The sequence below is a fragment of the Allobosea sp. TBD101 genome (assembly GCF_059817965.1).
In genome coordinates, this window is sequence record NZ_CM187543.1 from 392,387 (window position 1) to 407,890 (window position 15,504).

11 protein-coding genes and 1 pseudogene are annotated in these 15,504 nt (G+C 65.1%); 7 read left to right on the top strand and 5 right to left on the bottom strand.

Features of this window, described 5'->3' with window-relative positions; translation table 11 throughout:
* Window positions 1–22: 22 nt before the first annotated feature.
* The 4 genes from AC6RIC_RS01955 to AC6RIC_RS01970 all read right to left on the bottom strand — a co-directional run bounded on the left by AC6RIC_RS01955 (window position 23) and on the right by AC6RIC_RS01970 (window position 4,939).
* Window positions 23–1,714, bottom strand: a complete 1,692-nt coding sequence (locus AC6RIC_RS01955) for a M20/M25/M40 family metallo-hydrolase (protein ID WP_499734886.1) — start codon at window positions 1,712–1,714, stop codon at window positions 23–25.
* Between the two features lie 71 nt (window positions 1,715–1,785).
* Window positions 1,786–3,336: an ABC transporter substrate-binding protein gene (locus AC6RIC_RS01960; protein ID WP_499734887.1), complete on the bottom strand. Its 1,551-nt coding sequence runs from the start codon at window positions 3,334–3,336 to the stop codon at window positions 1,786–1,788.
* Window positions 3,337–3,353: 17 nt separating this feature from the next.
* Complete coding sequence (locus tag AC6RIC_RS01965) at window positions 3,354–4,136, bottom strand: polysaccharide deacetylase family protein (protein WP_499734888.1); 783 nt, start codon at window positions 4,134–4,136, stop codon at window positions 3,354–3,356.
* Window positions 4,133–4,939, bottom strand: coding sequence for a polysaccharide deacetylase family protein (locus AC6RIC_RS01970; protein ID WP_499734889.1), 807 nt, complete (start codon window positions 4,937–4,939; stop codon window positions 4,133–4,135). Before AC6RIC_RS01970 ends, AC6RIC_RS01965 begins: the two co-directional genes overlap by 4 nt.
* Window positions 4,940–5,154: 215 nt before the next feature.
* On the opposite strand from AC6RIC_RS01970, the gene AC6RIC_RS01975 reads away from it, so the two are divergent.
* A complete protein-coding gene (locus tag AC6RIC_RS01975) occupies window positions 5,155–5,967 on the top strand; it encodes an IclR family transcriptional regulator (RefSeq protein WP_499734890.1) in 813 nt (270 codons plus the stop codon).
* Between the two features lie 25 nt (window positions 5,968–5,992).
* Here AC6RIC_RS01975 and AC6RIC_RS01980 read toward each other — a convergent pair whose 3' ends face one another.
* Window positions 5,993–6,256 carry a hypothetical protein gene (locus AC6RIC_RS01980; protein WP_499734891.1) on the bottom strand — a complete coding sequence of 88 codons (264 nt, stop codon included), beginning with the start codon at window positions 6,254–6,256 and terminating at the stop codon, window positions 5,993–5,995.
* Between the two features lie 111 nt (window positions 6,257–6,367).
* On the opposite strand from AC6RIC_RS01980, the gene AC6RIC_RS01985 reads away from it, so the two are divergent.
* From AC6RIC_RS01985 to AC6RIC_RS02010, 6 genes and pseudogenes are all read left to right on the top strand, one after another.
* Window positions 6,368–7,702 carry a M28 family metallopeptidase gene (locus AC6RIC_RS01985; protein ID WP_499734892.1) on the top strand — a complete coding sequence of 445 codons (1,335 nt, stop codon included), beginning with the start codon at window positions 6,368–6,370 and terminating at the stop codon, window positions 7,700–7,702.
* Window positions 7,703–7,706: 4 nt separating this feature from the next.
* Window positions 7,707–9,548, top strand: a complete 1,842-nt coding sequence (locus tag AC6RIC_RS01990) for a CocE/NonD family hydrolase (protein ID WP_499734893.1) — start codon at window positions 7,707–7,709, stop codon at window positions 9,546–9,548.
* A 232-nt stretch (window positions 9,549–9,780) separates the two neighbouring features.
* A pseudogene (locus tag AC6RIC_RS01995) lies at window positions 9,781–10,514 on the top strand (IS5 family transposase).
* 120 nt (window positions 10,515–10,634) lie between these two features.
* Window positions 10,635–11,639: an HlyD family secretion protein gene (locus AC6RIC_RS02000; protein ID WP_113587616.1), complete on the top strand. Its 1,005-nt coding sequence runs from the start codon at window positions 10,635–10,637 to the stop codon at window positions 11,637–11,639.
* Window positions 11,636–14,368: a ribosome-associated ATPase/putative transporter RbbA gene (gene rbbA / locus AC6RIC_RS02005; RefSeq protein ID WP_499734894.1), complete on the top strand. Its 2,733-nt coding sequence runs from the start codon at window positions 11,636–11,638 to the stop codon at window positions 14,366–14,368. Before AC6RIC_RS02000 ends, rbbA begins: the two co-directional genes overlap by 4 nt.
* Before the next feature lies 1 nt (window position 14,369).
* Window positions 14,370–15,503: an ABC transporter permease gene (locus AC6RIC_RS02010; protein ID WP_499734895.1), complete on the top strand. Its 1,134-nt coding sequence runs from the start codon at window positions 14,370–14,372 to the stop codon at window positions 15,501–15,503.
* The last annotated feature ends 1 nt before the right edge of the window (window position 15,504 follow it).

The following is a 15,504-nucleotide window of genomic DNA, read 5'->3' on the forward strand; positions in this document are numbered from 1 at the left end:
GATTGATCGAAACCCAGATCCGTCAGAGCGCGTCGCTGCGTGCGGCCTCGACCAACTCGATGGCCTGCGAGAGGCCGTGCGCGATGCGATTGGCGCGCTGACGCAGTTGCACCCGCGCCATCCGGGCGGCATCAGCGTCGAGGCGATCGAGCGTCAACGCCAGTGCCAACCCCGGCAGGATGCGACTGGCCCGGCCGAGGTCGAACTCGAAGGCGCTGCGCGCGTGATAGAGAACCGGGTTGAGGTGGCGTCCGAGCCGAAGGAGGAGCCGGTCTTCGGCCGCGGTCGGCGTCCAGCCGGTGAGCGTATCGGCCAGTCTCTCGGCAAGGCCGGTCAGTTGCGTGATATCGTCGAGCCCCGGGGCGGCTTCGCGATAGGCCCGCAGGCCTGCCAGCACATCGCCAGCCATGGCCTCGGGCTTGAAGGGCAGGGCGGGTGCGTCGATCAATCCCGCGACGAGGTTTCGATAGATCAGCGTGTCGACGGCCAGGACGTCGGCATCCATGTGCTGGATCGTGTCCTGATCGGTGTGCCACCACCAGGCCAGACCGCTGCCGTGAAGATGTTCGGGACTGGCCGCAGGAAGGAAGGCGCTGACCTGGGCCGTGGCGAGCCCGATTCCGCTGAAGCTCTGGTCGGAGTTCCGGGCAGAGCGCCGCGGATCGATATAGGGGTCCAGCCGCTTGACGGAGCGGTCGATGAACTCTTCTTCCTCTCGCGTCTGCTTGCCGACCGTTCCGTCCAGCACCCTCCGCACGTAATCGGCCAGTTCGGCCGTGGTGTTTCGCAGGGCCTTCGTGGTGCCGCCGCGGCTGCCGACGATATCGACATTGAGATAGGCGATGGCGTCGCGGTAGAGCGAGTCGCGAAATGCGTCCGCGTACCAGGACGAGCCGGCGTAACCGCCCTGCTCATGCCCGGTCCAGAAGGCGAACTTGATGCCGTAGCGTGGCTTGGGTTGCTGCTTCAGCAGCCGCGCCAATTCGATGAGCAGCGCGACGCCGGCGGTGTTGTCGGTCGCTCCGTCGCCCCATGTGCAATAATGGGCTCCGAGCAGGATGTAGCCCGGCTCGCGCCCCTTGATCTCACCGAGAGGTTGTTGAGCGGCACGCCACTCCGTGCGGATTTCACTGGCCATGGTGACCTGGGAACCGCTCGCGATGGCTTGCTCCAGGATGTCGGCGGCATCGCGCGAGACCTGGATGGCGGGCACGCTGGGCAGCAGGGCAAGATCGGCAGGGCCTGTCGGTGCGCCCCAAAGCGGCGAGGCCTGGACGTAATGGCGCTGGGGACCATGCGAGACCGCGACGACGCCGAGCGCACCGGCCTTTTGCGCGCTGATGCAGGCGTCGTAGCGCGGCAGGCCGTCGATCACCAGAAAGGCGCCCTTCAGGTCACTGGGCTCCAGCGAACGCGTGGCGCGGCCGGTCAGGTTGTCGGCGGAGGCGGTGAAGGCGGAGCCATTGGCCGGAAGCACGGTGTCGTCGACCGTGAGAGACGCCGTGACGGGCCAACTGATGAAGGCGTCGAGTTCGAGAACCTGATTGGCGACACCGACGGATGTCAGTTGTTCGCAAATCAAGCGGCAGGCGGTCGCGGCGCTCTCCGATCCCGGCAGTTTTCGACCGAGTGCGGACAGGGTGGCCACCGTCTCCCGCAACCTCTCCGTGGAGATGCCGGCACCTTTCGGGTCGGTGAGTATCGCGAGCGTCATCTGGCCCTCGGCCGTCTGATGATGGGATTTGCGGAGCGATGGCCGGGCAATCGCTCCGGCCCTCAAAGGGGTCACTGAGCGACCGAGACATTCCAGTAGCGCGGCTTCTGGCCGGGCCAGGATTGGAAGCCGGTGACGCTTTTCCGGTAGGCGACCGTCGTGGCGCGCGTGCCCCAGACGACGAGCGGCGCTTCCTCCATCTGCAGGCGGTGCAGCTCATCGTAGAGCGCCTGCTTGTCCTGGCTGTCATCGGCAAGGACGAGCTTCTTCAGGAGTTCCTTCGAGGCAGGGCTGTCCCAGACCTTGTCGGCCTGGCGCGCCTTGTCGCCGGTGAAGCGCTCGACGATGAAGAGCGGGTCGAGGTAAGGCGTGAGGTTCCAGACCATCATCTGGTAGCGCCCGCTGTAGAAGCGCTCGAACTGCGTCGCGAATTCCAGGATCTCGACGTCGACATTGAGGCCGACGGCCTTCAGCATCGACTGGAGGTAGATCGCGGTATCGCCCATGATGGGCGACGCCTTGCTGGTGATGAGAGCGATGCGTTCGCCCTTGTAGCCGGAGGCCTTGATCAGGGCGCGCGCCTTGTCGGGATTGTATTCCGCGCCGCTGCGCTGGACCTTGCCGTAGAACTTGCTCGTCAGCGGGATCAGCGACGCAGAGGCGATGCTGTCATCGTCCAGAACTGCCTTGGCGAGGCTCGGGCGATCGATTGCGTGGCTGATCGCCTGCCGGATTCGTGGATCGGCCAGCACCGGATCACGGGATTGCAGCGGGATCGTGTAGATGCCGGCGACCGGCGTGGTCACGACCGTAACGTTCTTGTCGCTGGCGAAATCCTTGATCGAAGCGGCATCGACATCGGTCCAGAGGTCGAGCTGGCCCTGCAGGATGCCGAGCTTCGCGACCTGGGCGTCCGGAACGAGATTGATCCGGACCTTCTCGATTCTCGCTTCCTTGGCGCCGGAAAGGCCGTCCGAAGGCTCCGTCCGCGACTTGTAGTCGGCGAATTTCGCAAGCTCGATGAACTGCCCCTTGCGCCACTCTGTCATCTTGAACGGGCCGGTGCCGATCGCCGTCGTCCAGTTGCCGTTGGCATCGACGGCATCGGGGTGGGCAATGCCGGCGGAATCGCAATCGCCGCGGGCCATGGCGCTGAGGAAGGAACCGCTCCGTTCGGCCAGCTGGAATTCCACCCGCCGGTCGTCGAGCGCCTTGACCGTTTCGATCTTCGTCGCGTTCGTGCTGTTGAAGGCGCCACGGCAGGGCCAGGCGGATTTGGGATCGAGGAATCGCTCCCAGGTCCAGACGACTTCCTTCGCGGTCAGGGGGGCGCCGTTGTGAAACTTGACGCCGTCGCGGAGGGTGAAGACATAGGTCTTGCCGTCGGCCGACGTGTCGATCTTTTCGGCCAGCATCGGCGCGACGCTGCCATCCGTCCGCCAGGCGACCAGCCCCTCATAGATGTTCTGGAGGACGCTTCCCGTTGCCGTGTCGGGGCTGCGCCCGGGCATCACCCCCCGGATGTCGGATGTGAGCATTGTCCGCAGCGTCTGGGCCGAGGCTGGACCTCCGATGGCCGCGAATGCGGTGAATCCGAGGGCGAGGGCTGCAAGAGCACGCATCTCAATCTCCGATAATGTCAGGGTGTCGGCGTGATGCCGGTTGAGCGGAAATGCTGCGCGAGCTGGCCGCAGAGAACGGGCTTGGCTCCCTGTTCCCGGGCCAGCCCGAAAAGGCGCCGGATCAGCGGCAGGCGCGCGGCGCGGCCGACGCCGATATCGGCGCGCGGGTGAAAGGTAAGGCAGGCATAGCTGTCGACGGCGAGCAAAGCCGTGAGCTCCTCGCGCATCAATTCCTCGGCCCGGTCCTGCGTGACGCGCCGCCGAAAATGCGTGGCGTCGGTCAGGCCTTCCGAAATGGGCAACTCGACCATCCGCTCGCCGCCATGCCCGGCCAATCCATAGGGGCAGTCGTCATCGAGGAAGCTCGAATCGTAGAGATAGCCGAGGCCCTGGAGGATCGGGATCGTGTCGGGGGACAGCGTGCCGGTCGGCGAGCGGAAGCCACGCGGCGGCAACCCGCTCAGGCGAAGCAGCGTCTCATGGGCTTCGCCGATGGCGGCAGCTTCCGCCTCGCGGTCGAGCGTGGCGTGGTCCTCGAACGCGCGTCCGTGGCTGGCGATCTCGTGGCCGTCCCGCAGGCAGCGCTCGACAAGGTGAGGCAGCCTTTCGGCTTCCATCGCCGGCCAGAAGAACGTTGCCGGCAGCCCGTCTTCGCGCAAGGCATCGAGCAGGCGCGCGAGGCCAATGCGATAAGTGTAGCGGCCATGGGCATCGCGGCCGAACAGCTCGGCTTCGGGAGTACCTGCGGCTTCCGGGCCGATGCCGTGCACATTCACGGTGATGAGCAGGGAGCCGGTCATGCCCGTGCTCCCTTCCAGCGGGAGGGTTCGTTCAGGCAATATTCCGCCAGTTCGCGGCAGGTCATGAAGCGGACGCCCGTCGTCGCCCTGGCATGCGCCAGGAAGCGGTCGACCGACGCCGCCCGTGCCGGGGTGCCAGAGCCGCCACCCGCCCGGGGATGAACGGTCAGGTGAACGTAGCCGTCGCGATCGAGCGCCGCGTCGAATTCTTGCACGAAATTGCGCTCGACCTCCGCTGCCGAGGCACCGCCCGTGAAATACATCGGGAAATCGTCGAGCGAGACGGTGTTGTTCGGCAGGATCATGAAGCCATCCTCCAGCAGGTAGGGGATGTCCTCGTCCTTCTCGCTCGCGTCGTAGATGTAGCCGAGGCGTCGGAGCGTCGGCAGCGTCAGCCGGCTTTTGCGTCCTGACGGCGAGCACCAGCCGACCGGCGCCTGGCCGAATCCGGCGAGGATCCGATGGGTCTTTTCGAGCAGTTCCGGCTCCCTGTCGCCTAGATCGAAGCCTTCGTGCTGGTAGCCATGGGCTGCGATCTCGTGCCCCGCTCGCTGGATGTCGAAGAACGGCTCCGGCCAATGCTCGGCGTCGTAACCGCAGCAGAAGAAGGTCGCCTTCACGTCGTGCCGGTCGAGCATTTCCAGATAGCGGTGGATGCCGCGCCGTAGCGCGTAATTGCCGCGGCTGTGAATTCCGAGCGCGTTTTGCCCGCGGCCAGCTTCGACGGCGGGGCCATCGACATGGATCGTGACGCAGACGACAGCTCGAGCCCGATCCGGCCAGGTAATTCCGCTCGCGGGCATTTCCGACATCGAAGCCATCGGTCTTCGTTCCCCTTCGATCTCGATGGCGTCGCCGAATGTCGGCCGTCGCCAAAGGTCGATTGCGAGGGGAGCTTGCGTCGGCCGGTAGCCAATGTCAAATTATTGAACCAATGGTTCATCTAGTGAACCGTTCGTGATAGACCTTCCCGAGTCGATCGATCACGGTCGACAAACGGGCAGGGAGGATGTCGCTGATGAAGACAACGGCGCAGAAGGACATCGAGGACTACCGGGTCGATGCCGTCGACGCGGCGCTCGGCGTGCTGATGCTCATCGCGGAAACGCCGGATCTCGGCTTGTCGGAGATCACGCGGCGTTCGGGGCAGAGCAAGGCCCGGGTCTACCGGCTGCTGTGCAGCCTGGAGGCCAGTGGCTTCATCAATTGCACCACCGAAAAGCGCACCTATCGCCTGGGGCTTGCCGCGCTCGCGATCGGCAACGCGGCGGATCGGCAGGTCGATCTCGCGAGGTTGGCGGAGCCTATCGTCGCGAAGCTGGGGCGCGATACCGGCGAAACGGTCCAGTTGCGCGTGCGGGACGGGCGCAACAGCCTCTGCGTCGCAGGCTGGGAGCCCGAGCGGGCCGTCAAGGTCCTGGCCAATATCGGCGGCCGCCGACCGATGCACGCGGGCTCAGGCGTCGTGCTGCTCGCGTTTCAGGACGAGGAGTTTCGCGAAACCCTGCTTCGCGAGCCGCTCGCGGCATTCACCGAACGCACTTGCACCGATCCAGCGCGCCTGCGGCAAGTCCTAAAGATCGTGCGGGAGCAGGGATATTACGTCAGCCATGGCGAGGTAAGCCCGGACCTGATCTCCATTTCCGCGCCGGTGATGGGGCCGGACGGCAAGATCCTCGCGACCATCCATATCGGCGCGCCGACCGGGCGCGTTACCGAGGCGCTCCTGCCGGAACATATCGAGACGGTGCGCAGCGCGGCCCGCGAGCTGTCTGCGCTGCTCGGCGCGCCACGCGCATCTGTTCAACCCACGCCTGCACAGACCAGGTAATGACGAGGAAGCCATCGACATGGCCTTAGCGATGCAATCCGGCATCAATGTCGACCATGGGGTCGTCGACCAGGTTTCCGCAGACCGCATGATGGCGGGGCTCGAAACCCTCGCCCAGTGGTCGAAACTCGCCGGGACGGCCGGCGAGGCCGCCAGCTTCTCCTGGATCAGGGAGCAACTCGACGAACTCGGCCTGCGAACCGAACTCATCGAGCACGACGCCTATATCAGCATCCCCGGGCCTGCCCGGCTCGTCATCGGCGAGGCAACGGTTCCTGCGATCACCCATGCGATGTCGCTGTCCTCGCCAGCCGGTGGTTTGACCGGCCCGCTCGTCGATCTGGGAGACGGATCTCGCCAGGCTTTCGCGGGGCAGGATGTTCGGGGCCGGATCGTCCTTGTGAACGGCATCGCCAGTCCCGGCGTCGCACTGCTCGCCTCGGAGGTCGGTGCAGCGGGTGTGGTGCAGATCAGCCCTCACCACCTGCTGCACGAGATGTGCATCTCCCCGATCTGGGGCAATCCGTCGGCCGATACACGCTGCGCCTTGCCGAAGGTCGTCGTTCTGACGATCAGCAATGCGGATGGCGAAGCCCTGCGGACCGCCCTGGGGGCTGGTGCGGCCGAGGTCACGCTTCATGCCGAAGTGGATACCGGTTGGCGCAAGACCCCTCTTCTCGTTGGCGATCTGCCGCTTGCTGGCGATCCGCAAGGGCCGTTCATCCTGCTCTCATGCCATGTCGACACCTGGTTCAAGGGCGTGATGGACAACGGCTCCGCGAACATCGCGATGCTTGAGGTCTTGCGGCTGTGCCTGGATCATCGGACGGCTTGGCGCCGGGGCATTCGCATCTGCTTCTGGTCCGGGCATTCCCAGGGGCGCTATTCCGGATCGGCCTGGTATGCGGACAATCATTGGGCGGAGCTCGACGCGCGCTGCGCAGCCCATGTGAATCTCGACAGCCCCGGAGGTATCGGAGCGAACGATCTGACCCGGACCGGCGCGGCCGGTGGCCTTTTTCGCATCGCAGAGGCCGCGATCGCGGACGAGACCGGGCAGAAGCTGGCCGGGCGCCGCAAGGCGCGCTCGGCCGACGATTCCTTCCCGGGGATCGGCATTCCCTCGGTTTTTGGGAGCCTCAGCCTGCAGGAACCGAGCGCGCTGAAGATGCGCAACGATCTAGGCTGGTGGTGGCATACCGAACACGACCTGCTCGACAAGATCGACCCTGATTTGCTGGTGCGGGACGCGCGGATCGTGCTGCGCGTCGTGCTGGACCTTCTGAAGCGGGAACGGTTGCCGATCGACTTCGCCAATCAGCTAGGCGATCTCGCCGGCGAGCTGGGCTGCCTCGGGGATCGGCCTGACATCGCGCCGCATCTCCGCACGGCGGTCGACAATGCGAGAGCTCTGGCCCTGGATCTCGCGGCTGTCGATGTCATGGCGCTCGACGCTTCGGCGCATGATCGCGCGGTCATGCGGCTGAGCCGCATCCTCGTGCCCCTCGACTACACCCGCGGGGATCGCTTCGTTCACGATCCCGCACTGTCGTTGCCGTCCTGGCCGATTCTCGATCCGCTCCGGCGACTGGCTTCCAGCGCGGCCGGCGACGAGGCTCGGTTTGCGGAAGTGGATGCGGTCCGTGCGCTGAACCGGCTGACCCAAAGTCTCACCGAAGCATCGAACCTGCTGGCGGCGGCCTCGACCCCGTCAACTGACCTAGCCGGAGCCTGACATCATGAATGCGGCGGTTTCGATCGGCGAGCCCCGGCTGCTTCGGGACGTCATGGTCACGATGCGGGACGGCACACAGCTCGCCACCGACATCTATCTGCCTGCGGGGCAGGACGGCCCGTTTCACGCCATCCTGGAGCGTACGCCGTATGGAAAACATCTGGCATCGCGTTCCGAGCTGACGGTCGGCAGGGAACGCCCCATGAGCCGGAGCGAGGTTGCGAAGGCTTTCTGCGGGGCTGGCTATGCCGTCGTTTTCCAGGATTGCCGCGGCCGTTACGGCTCCCAGGGCGAGTTCACCAAATACCTTTCGGAAGCGCCGGACGGCTACGACACCATCCAGTGGATCGCCGAACAGGAATGGTGTTCCGGCAAGGTCGGCACGATGGGCCTGTCCTACGCCGCGCACACGCAATTGGCGGCGGCGTGCCTCGCACCACCGGCTTTGGCCGGCATGATCCTCGATTCCGGTGGCTTCTCAAATGCCTATCGCTGTGGCATCCGGCAGGGTGGGGCCTTCGAGCTGAAGCAGGCGACCTGGGCGTATAACCGTGCGAGCGAAGGGCGCGCCTGCGCGGAGGATCCCAAGCTGCGCGCGGCTCTGGAAGCGGAAAACATCATCGACTGGTTCGGGCGTATGCCGTGGAGCCGCGGCAATTCCCCGATCCGATGGGAGCCGGAATACGAGAGCTACCTGCTGGAGCAGTGGCAGAACGGCGCGTTCGGCGATTACTGGAAGGCGCTCGGCATCTATGCCGCCGGCTATTACGACGTGATCCCCGACATCCCCGTCCTGATCATGTCGAGCTGGTACGATGTCTACGTCCCCACGACCTTCGAGAATTTCGCAGGCTTGAGTGGGGGGCGTTATCGCCCCGAGCTGGTGATGGGCCCCTGGACACATGGCAACCGTACGCAGCGTGTCTTTGGCGATGTCGATTTCGGCCCGTCCGCTCCTTTCGACGGCAATGTCGGGGAGAACTGGCTGCGCTTCCGGATCGACTGGTTCGACCGCCAGTTCAAGGGGCCGGGGCAGCGCGCGGAGGCGGCTCCCTTGCGGCTCTTCGTCATGGGTGGAGGTTCCGGCCGTCGGACGACTGGCGGGAAGCTCGACCATGGCGGGCGTTGGCTGGAGACTGGGAGCTGGCCACCGCCTGAAGCTTGCGAGACAGCCTTCCATTTTCGTCCGGACGGCATCCTGTCTACTGAGGGGCCGGCGCCTGCCGAACAGGCGATCACCTATGATTTCGATCCGCGCGATCCCGTTCCGACGATCGGAGGGGCCCTGACGAGCGGTCAGCCGGTTTTCGAAGGTGGCGCCTTCGATCAGCGCGAGGATAGTCGCTTCTTCGGATGCCGGACGCCGGGCCTGCCGCTCTCGTCGCGGCCGGATGTACTGATGTTCGAGACCGAACCGTTGCCGGAGGACGTCACTGTCGCTGGGCCGGTCACGGTCCATCTGTGGGTCTCATCCGATGCGCCGGATACCGATTTCACGGCCAAGCTCATCGACGTCCATCCGCCCAGCATGGATTATCCGACAGGTTTCGCGATGAACCTCAGCGACGGCATTTTTCGCTGCCGCTATCGTGATTCATGGGAGCAGCCGGAGCCGATCCTGAGGGGCGAAGTGTTCGATGTCGTCATCGAGCTGTTCGCGACGGCAAACCTGTTCAAGGCCGGGCATCGCATCCGTCTCGACATCTCCTCGTCGAATTTTCCCAAGTTCGACGTGAATCCTAATACCTGCGCACCGGAAGGCATGAGTCGTGCAAGGGTGATCGCTCGCAACACGGTTCATCTCGGGCCCGCAACGCCATCGCGGTTGATCCTGTATGCCTGGTAACAGGCTGGGTTTTGCGCAGCCTTCATGGCTAGCGGCGCGGGGCCTAGATTTTCCGGTATCAACCCTTAGCGGACTTTGGCATCGTCCGGTTTCAGGTGATGTGATCCGTCGTCTAGGCCTCGTGGACAAAGCTTGACCTGAGACACGCGGATTGATTCAAGGCTTCTTTTTGGAGGAAGCCTTGGGCGAGCGGATCGGTCTGACGGACGAGGAATGGGCGTTGATTGGGCCTTTGCTGCCGGCCGAGCACGGGCGCGGTTGCCGACCGGCGCAGGACAACCGCCGCTACTTTGAGGGCATGATGTGGTTGGCGCGGACGGGCGCGCAGTGGCGGCATCTCCCCGACGATTACGGCAAATGGAACAGCGTCTTCCGCCGCTACCGGCGCTGGCTGGAGGTCGGCGTTTTCGACGCCATGCTGGAAAGCCTGGCGGAGATGGTCGAGCGAGACCCCTCCGCCGACATGATCGACTCAACCATCGTCCGGGCGCATCACTGCGCAGTCGGCATAAAAAGGGGACTCAGCAAACAGAGGCGCTTGGTCGATCGCGTGGCGGCTTTACCACCAAACTCCATGCCCGCTGCGATGCCAAAGGCCGCCCGCTCGGCTTCGTCCTGACGGGCGGAGAGGCACACGACGTCAAGGGCTTCGCGCCGCTGCTGCGGATGGTCGCCGACAAGATCGAAGCGCTGCTGGCGGACAAGGGCTATGATGCCGACGCCATTCGCGAGGAGTTGGCGAAAGCCGAGATCGAGGCCGTCATACCGGCCAAGCGCAACCGCAAGAACCCTGCGCCGCACGATGCCGAGAAATACAAGTGGCGCAATCTGATCGAGCGTCTGTTCAGCAAGCTCAAGAACTGGCGGCGCGTCGCCACACGCTACGACAAGAGCAAGGAATCTTACCTCGGATTCGTCGCCATTGCCGCAGTCAAACTCTGGCTACCCTTTGTCCACGAAGCCTAGCACTCGACATCGCCGGGTAAATTTACTGACGCCAAGTGGCTGCTTGGCGAGGTCCGCTGCTTCCCGCATGTTAAGGCGATGGCCTATACCTGCCCCGCCTACTTTCTTCGGAGATGCAAGATGCGTCGCTTTCGAGCCGTTGCAGCAATCCTTCTCGCTGCGCTCGTTTTGCCGGCGCCTGGTGTGCAGGCGCAGTCCCGCATCAAGGCATTGATCGAGAGATTGCGAGGCGACACGATGCCGGACGGGATCGTCAAGACCAACGGTCGGATCGAGGCGACGCAGGTCGACGTTTCCTCGAAATATGCCGGTCGTCTGGCGGAAGTCACTGTGAAGGAAGGTGACGAGGTCACTGCCGGGCAGGTCATCGCCCGCATCGCGTCGCCCGAATACGAAGCGCAATTGCGGTCCGCACAGGCGCAGGTGCTGCGCGCTCGGCAGGCCCTCGCGGAGGCCGAGGCGCTCATCGCCCAGCGCAAGAGCGACCAGATCCTCGCCCGCACCGATGCCGAGCGGGGCAAGGAACTTGTCGCAAAGGGATATCTCAGCAAGCAGGTCGACGACCAGCGCTCGGCCAAGGCCGACGCGGCCGACGCGGCGCTGCGAGCCGCCCAGGCGCAGCGCGATCAGGCCCAGTTCGCGATCCACGCCTCCGAGGCCGATGCCGAGCAGATCAAGGCGATCTTGGTCGATCTCGTGCTGCTCGCGCCGCGCAGCGGGCGCGTCCAGTACCAGCTTGCCCGGAGCGGAGAGGTCGTCGCGGCGGGCACCCGCGTCGTCACCATCCTAGACCTCTCGGATGTCTACATGACGATCTATCTGCCGGCCGCGCAGGCGGGGCAGCTCGCGCTGGGCGACGAAGCGCGCATCATCCTCGACCCCGTGCCGCAATATGTCATCCCGGCGACGGTGAGCTTCGTCGCAGCCGATGCACAGTTCACGCCCAAGGCCGTCGAGACCGCCGAGGAGCGCGAGAAGCTGGTCTTCCGCGCCAAGCTACAGGTCGATCGCAACCTGCTCGCGAAATACCATCGGCAGGTGAAGACGGGCGTGCGCGGCCTCGGTTTCGTCCGCACGTCCCCCAGCGCGAAATGGCCTGACTCTCTCGCCGTGAAGCTGCCATGACGGAGGCCGGCCCCGCCGCCAGCCTCGCGGGGGTCACGCACCGCTACGGCAAGGTGATCGCCCTCGACGCGCTGACCCTCGATATTCCCGCCGGCCGGATGATCGGCGTGATCGGGCCGGACGGCGTCGGCAAATCGACCTTGCTTGCACTGGTCGCCGGGGTGCGGGCCATCCAGCAGGGCAACGTCCGTGCGCTTGGCGGTGATCTCGGTATCAAGGCTGAGCGCGAGGCCCGGCGCGGGCGCATCGCCTATATGCCGCAGGGACTCGGCCGCAATCTCTATCCGACGCTCTCGGTCTTCGAGAATATCGACTTCCATGCCCGGCTCTTCGGGCAGGACGCGGCCGAGCGCCGCAGCCGCATCGACGAATTGCTCAAGGCGACGGGGCTCGATCCCTTCGAGGCCAGGCCTGCCGCGAAGCTGTCCGGCGGCATGAAGCAGAAGCTCTCGCTCTGCTGTGCGCTGATCCATGATCCCGATCTGCTCGTCCTCGACGAGCCGACGACGGGCGTCGATCCGCTGTCGCGCGGCCAGTTCTGGGACCTGATCGACACGATCCGCACCCGCCGCCCGGGCATGAGCGTCATCGTCGCCACCGCCTATATGGAGGAGGCCGAGCGCTTCGACTGGCTCGTGGCGATGGATGACGGCAAGGCGATCGCCACCGGCACGCCTGCCGAACTCCGCGAAAAGGCCGGGCAAACGACGCTGGAAGGCGCCTTCGTCGCGCTATTGCCGGAAGTCAAGCGCGCGCAGCATCGGGAGGTCGCGCTGCGGCCGCGGGTCGTGAGCAACGATGCGACACCTGCGATCGAGGCGGAGGGCCTGACCCGCCGCTTCGGCGATTTCGTTGCGGTCGACCATGTCAGCTTCCGCATCGGCCGCGGCGAGATCTTCGGCTTCCTCGGCTCGAATGGCTGCGGCAAGTCGACGACGATGAAGATGCTGACCGGCCTGCTGCCCGCGACCGAAGGCACGGCCAGGCTTTTCGGCCAGCCGCTCGCGGCCGACGACATGGAAACGCGCCGCAATGTCGGCTACATGTCGCAGGCGTTTTCGCTCTACAGCGAGCTGACGGTCCGCCAGAATCTCGTGCTCCATGCCGAGCTCTATCATTTGCCACCGGCCGAGGTTCCCGGCCGGATCTCGGAGCTGCTGACCCGTTTCGATCTGGCTGATGTCGCCGACGAGCGGCCAGAGAGTCTGCCACTCGGCATCCGCCAGCGCCTGCAGCTCGCCGTCGCCGTCCTGCACAAGCCGGCCATGCTGATCCTCGACGAGCCGACATCGGGCGTCGACCCGATCGCGCGCGACGCCTTCTGGCGCACGCTGATCGACCTCTCGCGCGACGACGGCGTGACGATCTTCCTGTCGACGCATTTCATGAACGAGGCGGAGCGCTGCGATCGCATCTCCTTCATGCATGCAGGCAAGGTGCTAGCGGTCGGCACCCCGCCGGAGCTGGTGCAGAAACGCGGGGTCGATACGCTCGAAGAGGCCTTCATCGCCTATCTCAAGGAAGCCGCCGGCATTGAGGATACGCCAGCGGAGGCGGCTACGGCGCCTGCCGGCGAAACCCGGCCGGCGCCCCCGGCCCGCCGCTTCGATCCGCGCCGGCTCTGGGCCTGCACCCGCCGCGAAACCATGGAGCTGCTGCGTGACCCGATCCGCTTGAGCTTCTCCTTCCTCGGGCCGCTCCTGCTGATGCTGGCCTTCGGCTTCGGCATTTCCTTCGATGTCGAGAACCTGAAATTCGCGGCCTTCGACCAGGATAACTCGATGGAGAGCCGGCAATTGGTCGAGGCCTTCTCCAGCTCGCGCTATTTCGACGAGCAGGCGCCGATCCGCTCCGCTGCCGAACTCGACCAGCGCCTGCGAAGCGGCGAGATTCAGCTTGCGATCGAGATCCCGCCCTCCTTCGGCCGCGACCTTATGGCGGCGCGAGCGCCAGAGCTCTCGGTCTGGCTCGATGGCGCCATGCCGTTCCGGGCCGAGACCACCCGCGGCTATGTCACGGGCCTGGCGACGCAATATGCGCAAGGTTTCGCGGCAGCGCAGGCCGCGTCGAGCCATGCGCCGTCGCCCGTCACGATCGAGACCCGCTTCCGCTACAATCAAGACTTCAAGAGCGCCAATGCGATGGTGCCGAGCGTGATCATGCTGATGCTGATCCTCATCCCGGCCATCATGTCGGCGATCGGCGTCGTCCGTGAGAAGGAGACCGGCTCGATCGCCAATTTCCGCTCGACGCCGATCAGCCGCTTTGAGTTCCTGTTCGGCAAGCAATTGCCCTATATCGCTGTGGCGATGGCGAGCTTCTTCATGCTGGCACTGATCTCGCTCACCGTCTTTGCGGTGCCGATCAAGGGGCCGACCTGGGTGCTGGTGCTGGCGACCCTGCTCTATGTCTCCGCCACGACCGGCTTCGGCCAGCTTATCTCTAGCTTCACCCGCACGCAGGTCTCGGCCGTCTTCGCGACCGCGATCCTGTCGATCATTCCCGCAGTCAATTTCTCCGGCCTGATGGTGCCGGTTGCCTCGCTCTCTGGCGGCGGCCGGATCATCGGCATGAGCTTGCCGCCGGCCTGGTACCAGCCGGTCAGTGTTGGCGTCTTCACCAAGGGGCTGGGGGCGGCCGAGCTCTGGCCCAATCTGGTGATGCTGGGCTTCTTCTTCCTGCTCTTCCTCGTCGTCGCGCAGCTGGCGCTACGCAAGCAGGAGGTGTGAGATGGCCGCGCTCGTCATCCATCTCCAGAATATCCTGCGCCTCGTCGTGAAGGAGCTGCGCAGCCTGCGTGCCGATCCGATCATGCTGGTGCTGGTGGCCTATACCTTCAGCATCGCCGTCTCCACGGTTGCGACCGGCGTGAAGCTGGAGGCGCGCGACCTCACCATCGGGATCGTCGACGAGGACCAGTCGGAGTTCTCGCGCTCGCTGCTCGGTGCTTTCAACCCGCCGCTGTTCAAGGTCTCAAAGCGCATCGCCGCCTCGGAGATCGACGCCGAGATGAACTCCGGCCGGCTCGTCTTTGTGCTCGAGATCCCGCCCAAGTTCCAGGCGGACCTGTTGGCCAGGCGGCAGACGGCGCTGCAGCTCAATATCGACGCCACCGCGATGACCCAGGCCGGCAATGGCGCGGTCTATATCCAGCAGATCATCGCGCAGGAGATCGCGAACAGGCAGGCCGGGCGCGAGACAGCGACGGCGCTGCCGATCAATCTTGTGGTGCGGGCGCGCTTCAACCCCAATCTCGATTCCGGCTGGTTCAGCTCGGTCATGCAGGTGCTCAACAATGTCACCCTGCTGACAATCATCCTGACCGGTGCTGCCCTGATCCGGGAGCGCGAGCAGGGTACGGTCGAGCACCTGCTCGTGATGCCGGTCACGCCGGTCGAGATCATGCTCGCCAAGATGGTGGCGAACGCGCTGGTCATCCTGGTCGCTGCGGTGGCCTCGCTCGTGCTCGTTGTCGAGTGGGCTCTCGGTGTGCCGATCACCGGCTCGCTCCTGCTCTTCGTGCTCGGGACGGCGATCTATGCTTTTGCCGTCGCCGCGCTCGGCATCCTGCTCGGCACGCTGGCGACCACGATGGGGCAATTCGGCCTGCTCGCGATCCCGGTCTTCGTGGTGACGCAGCTCCTGTCCGGTGCAACGACCCCGATGGAAAGTATGCCGATCTGGCTGCAATGGATCATGCGGATCTTCTCGCCGACGCCGCATTTCGTCGCCTTCTCGCAAGGCGTGCTCTATCGCGGCGCAGGCCTTGACGTCGTCTGGCCCGAGATCGCCAAGATCATCGCGATCGGCGCAGCCTATTTCGCCTTCGCGCTCGCCCGCTTCCGGAAAGTGATCTTCGCTTGAA

Bases quoted from the DNA above. Each gene is read 5' to 3' on its own strand.
- AC6RIC_RS02010 (WP_499734895.1), top strand. From the start codon at position 14,370: ATGGCCGCGCTCGTCATCCATCTCCAGAATATCCTGCGCCTCGTCGTG.
- AC6RIC_RS01970 (WP_499734889.1), bottom strand. From the start codon at position 4,939: ATGCCCGCGAGCGGAATTACCTGGCCGGATCGGGCTCGAGCTGTCGTC.
- AC6RIC_RS01980 (WP_499734891.1), bottom strand. From the start codon at position 6,256: ATGGGTGATCGCAGGAACCGTTGCCTCGCCGATGACGAGCCGGGCAGG.
- AC6RIC_RS01960 (WP_499734887.1), bottom strand. From the start codon at position 3,336: ATGCGTGCTCTTGCAGCCCTCGCCCTCGGATTCACCGCATTCGCGGCC.
- rbbA (WP_499734894.1), top strand. From the start codon at position 11,636: ATGACGGAGGCCGGCCCCGCCGCCAGCCTCGCGGGGGTCACGCACCGC.
- AC6RIC_RS01965 (WP_499734888.1), bottom strand. From the start codon at position 4,136: ATGACCGGCTCCCTGCTCATCACCGTGAATGTGCACGGCATCGGCCCG.
- AC6RIC_RS01955 (WP_499734886.1), bottom strand. From the start codon at position 1,714: ATGACGCTCGCGATACTCACCGACCCGAAAGGTGCCGGCATCTCCACG.
- AC6RIC_RS01990 (WP_499734893.1), top strand. From the start codon at position 7,707: ATGAATGCGGCGGTTTCGATCGGCGAGCCCCGGCTGCTTCGGGACGTC.
- AC6RIC_RS01975 (WP_499734890.1), top strand. From the start codon at position 5,155: ATGAAGACAACGGCGCAGAAGGACATCGAGGACTACCGGGTCGATGCC.
- AC6RIC_RS02000 (WP_113587616.1), top strand. From the start codon at position 10,635: ATGCGTCGCTTTCGAGCCGTTGCAGCAATCCTTCTCGCTGCGCTCGTT.